Annotated in this window: 4 protein-coding genes and 1 pseudogene; 1 reads left to right on the forward strand and 4 read right to left on the reverse strand. The window is 68.8% G+C overall.

What is annotated here, in order from left to right:
- Window positions 1–365: 365 nt before the first annotated feature.
- Window positions 366–797 carry a hypothetical protein gene (locus ACIQ8J_RS35800; protein ID WP_403278330.1) on the reverse strand — a complete coding sequence of 144 codons (432 nt, stop codon included), beginning with the start codon at window positions 795–797 and terminating at the stop codon, window positions 366–368.
- Window positions 798–1,294: 497 nt separating this feature from the next.
- Between ACIQ8J_RS35800 and ACIQ8J_RS35805 the strand changes: the two genes are divergently transcribed.
- Window positions 1,295–1,486: a hypothetical protein gene (locus ACIQ8J_RS35805; protein WP_403278328.1), complete on the forward strand. Its 192-nt coding sequence runs from the start codon at window positions 1,295–1,297 to the stop codon at window positions 1,484–1,486.
- A gap of 224 nt (window positions 1,487–1,710) precedes the next feature.
- On the opposite strand, the gene ACIQ8J_RS35810 is transcribed toward ACIQ8J_RS35805, so the two are convergent.
- The 3 genes and pseudogenes from ACIQ8J_RS35810 to ACIQ8J_RS35820 all read right to left on the reverse strand — a co-directional run.
- Window positions 1,711–2,358: a hypothetical protein gene (locus ACIQ8J_RS35810; RefSeq protein ID WP_403278326.1), complete on the reverse strand. Its 648-nt coding sequence runs from the start codon at window positions 2,356–2,358 to the stop codon at window positions 1,711–1,713.
- The gene (locus ACIQ8J_RS35815) at window positions 2,342–3,313 is read right to left on the reverse strand and encodes a thioredoxin domain-containing protein (RefSeq protein ID WP_403278324.1); all 972 of its coding nucleotides are present in this window, start codon (window positions 3,311–3,313) and stop codon (window positions 2,342–2,344) included. Before ACIQ8J_RS35815 ends, ACIQ8J_RS35810 begins: the two co-directional genes overlap by 17 nt.
- A gap of 196 nt (window positions 3,314–3,509) precedes the next feature.
- A pseudogene (locus ACIQ8J_RS35820) lies at window positions 3,510–3,638 on the reverse strand (IS5/IS1182 family transposase); the annotation flags it as partial.

Genomic DNA, 3,638 nt, shown 5'->3' on the forward strand with positions numbered 1-3,638 from the left:
ACGGTCCGGCCCAGGCGCACGTCCTCGGCGGCGAACACCTCCGCCATGCCGCCGCGTCCCAGCCGGTGGGTGAGACGGTAGCGGCCGTCGCCGACGAACTGGTCGACCCTCACGCGATGGTCTACGGGCTCGGCGTCCATCGGTTCTCACACCACCTCTGACCGTGCCGCGGACTTCGCGCGTTCTGATCCCACGTCACCGGCCCATCCTGCGCAAGCACTTTGAACCAGCCCCTGGGCGTCCCTCCATCGTCACCCACCGCACCGCCCACCAGGCGGGACCACAAGTCCCGGGATCGCTGCCGAAAGTCCCGTTATGTCAGGGTGTAGCCAGGGCAGCCGGGGTTTCTTCGGCGGGCCGTACGGTCAGATGCACTTGCGGGTGTTGCGGCCCATGCGGTGCCAGGTGTGGAGGCGGCCGCGGATCGCGACGGAGTAGTTGTAGAGGAACACCGGATCCGTCGCACCGGCCGCATAAGCGTCGCCGATGTGGTGGGCGTCAGCGTCTATCTCCTTGGCGTTCAGGGCGAGTTGTGGCACTAGGGTGTGGTGCGAGCCCTCCTGGCTGGTGCCGATCGTGCCCATGGCGATGGCGCCCGCAGCGTGGATGCGGCGGACCGCCTCGGCGGCGATCTCGCGGGTGACGCCGGGTACGGTGCCGGGCGGCAGCACCAGGACGCCGTCGGTGCCGGCTTCCGCGATCGCGCACATTCCGGCGGCGTCGAGCGGCTCTGAGCGCCCGGCCATGTGCATCTTGCCGGACCAGATCCCCGCGTCGTCGCCAAGAGCGGTGCGCAACTCTTCGCGGGTGCGGGCGATGTCGGCGAGGCTTGCCCCGGTGGCCGGGTTGGCGGTGAGGCACAGCAGGGCGGCGTCCTGGTCGACGAGGCGGCGGGCGTTGTCGACGGTGGCCTTGCGGCCGTCGGTACGTCGCCGGGTTCGATGTTGACGCCGATGGGGCGGCCGACGAAGTCGGCGAGCTCGGACAGCGAGGAGAACTCGCCCATGACGGGCAGGTACCAGCGTTCGCCGTCGTACACCTTCTCCAGCATGTTCAGGATGACGACGGCCGCGCCGAACGCGGCGACCAGCTCGATGTTGGAGATGCCGCCGGTCTCGTGCGCGCTGGCGAGCATCGCGGTGTGGGCCAGACCTCGGCGACGACGGCACGGCCTTCGGAGGCGGCCACCGAGTCGGTCAGTGCCCGGCCGCGCAAGGAGGCGAGTTCGCTGCTGTCCAGGTCGAGGATGCGGGAGATGAGGAGTCCTTCCGTTGCGAGGCCGTGGCCTTCCGGCGTGGTGTGTCCCCTCGGGCACGTCCCCACGACGGCTCAGTACACGGCCCGCGCCGCGCTCGCCACCGACGGGGAGGCGGCCCACCTCGACCTCGTAGGTCCCTCCTCGGTCCTGCAGGCCACCCGCCTCTCGTGCGACCCCGCGGGCACCCCCTGCGCCGACCGCTACGAACTGCGCATCACCCTCGGTTGAACGGACACCCACTACTCGGCGGACTTGTGGAAGTCCGGCGCGGGATCGGCACCCCAACGGGGTGCGGGGAACTGCGCGACCAGCCCCGCGCGGCCCGCAGTGAATCGAGCGCACTTCCCGCGGAGCGCTTAGGTGACGGCCGGTGCCTGGGTCGGCGTGAGCCGGGCACCGGCCGTGAGGCCGGGTAGACGTCGGCCAGGGCACCCATGTCCGCGGCCGCGTCCTCACCGTGCGGCTCGGCCCTGGCGAGGCACCGCTGCGTTGACCTGGGCGCTGATGTTCAATATCTTACGGTAAATGCCGGTTGCCATGTCGGACTTGTCGGTTGCTGACGCTGCGGCGTACTTCTCCTTGCTGCTGCGGATGCCCAGTAGTGTGCCGTCGGCCGCGCTGATCTCCTCCAGTTTGGTCAGGAGCGCCAGTTCCGCGTCCCTGAGTCCTGCCGCTGACTTCTCCAGGGCCTGCCGGACCGCCTGAGTCATCCGCTGGAGATACTTCGCGCTGCGATAGAACGCCTCGCCCGCTTCGGTGTAGTGCCGCAGGTCCTTGAGCAGGTCGCCAAGCTGCTCGTTGAAGGACTGCAAGTAGTGGGCGCTGGTGATGGTGACCGTGCTCTTGGCCTGCTTGCCTACGACGTCGAGGACCGAGCCCTGGGAGTGGTAGGCCTCCATCGCGTGCCACAGCGAGTAGCTGGTGTCCCGCCGGATCGCCAGAGCCAGTTCGTCGGACGGATCGGCGTCGTAGGCGGCTTGGGCTTCGCTCAGCCGCGCCGCGTGTTCCGCGTAGATCAGGTTACGGGCGCGGATGACGGCGTCGGGGCGGGCGGGCTCCAGCTCCTCGACGTACGCTTCATCATCAACCCCGGGGTGCACGTGCCCGGTCTGCCGGCGCAGGCGGTCGGCCAGCTCGTGGGAGGCCCGGGAGCGGAAGTGCGCTGCCGCATCGTGGCGGGTTCGCACCTCCCGTATCCGGCAGCAGGGCGGCCAGCCGCTCCACGTACGCCTTCCACTCCTCGGCGGACATGTACTTGCGCAGTTTGCTGAGTGCGGTGATGTCCTGGTCGGCCTCCGCGATCGCCTGAGCCTCTTTGCCCTTCGGCTCCACGATGCCGAACGCGTCGGGTGTCTCCGGGTCGAGTGTGCGAGCGCCGATCGCCTGCCGTCCGCCTGCTGGTTCCAGCGGCGGGGCCGGAGTTTCTTGCCTTCCTTGTCCGCCAGCAGTTCGGTCTCGCTCCAGCGCAGGCCCGCAGTGCCGGGGGCGTACGGAAAGGCGAAGTTGCCCCGCTCCGGCATGAAGTCCTTGACGTATAGGTTCACGTCGAAGACAGTGGCCGGCTCCTTTCAGGCCGGCCTTCTTCCATGCTGCGGAGAGGTCCTTCCCGGTGGCCTTGTCGACCTTGGCGGTCCACGGCAGATACGTACCGTCGTGCACGGCCTTCTTCAGCGCGGCCTGGTCCAGGCCCGGTACCTTCGACGTGAGTACGAGCAGCTTGTCCTCGTCGGCCAGCTGCTGCATCGTCGCGCCGAGGCCGCGTTCCATGATGTCGCAGAACGGGCAGCGCGGGTCCTCATAGACGTCGAGGGTGCGCTTGGCGGCCGGGTCGCCGTACGTGATGACGGTGCCGTCGGTGCCCGAGGTGTGCTGCGGGACGACCAGCGGGCCCTTGAGGGCAGCTGCGGTGTGGCTGTCGCTCTTGCCGCCACCGGAACCGGTGACCGCGATGATCACGCCGGTGAGCAGCGCGGCCCCGCCGAGCACCGAGCCCGAGACGGTCAGCCGTCGGTACAGCCTCTCCTTCTTGGCCCGTGCCTCGCGCTCGGCCTGCATCCTCCCCTGTGCGTTGCCTTTGCCCTTTAACCCACTTGTCCCTCGGTCAGCCCCCGCGTTCTTGCCATCCCTCCATCGTGACCAGCCGGACCGCTTACCGCTGAGGACCACAGGACACCAACTGCCGGGTCGAAAGTCCCGAAGAGCAGGCGTCCGATTATCGCGAAGGACGGAATGGAGAGACACTGGACCTCTTTCATCCTGAATAGCTGCAGGTGAGGAGGGTGTGGACGGCCGCGACGATCTGTCCAACGCGGTTGGTGGAGCATCTGGTCCGGCGCAGGACGCGCCAGGACTTCAGGCGGGCGAAGGCGCGTTCGCCCGG

The organism is Streptomyces sp. NPDC094147 (genome assembly GCF_044764265.1).
In the GTDB taxonomy this organism is placed as follows: Bacteria; Actinomycetota; Actinomycetes; order Streptomycetales; family Streptomycetaceae; genus Streptomyces.

Coding starts and splice junctions, on each gene's coding strand:
- ACIQ8J_RS35815 (WP_403278324.1), bottom strand. CDS start 3,313: ATGCAGGCCGAGCGCGAGGCACGGGCCAAGAAGGAGAGGCTGTACCGA.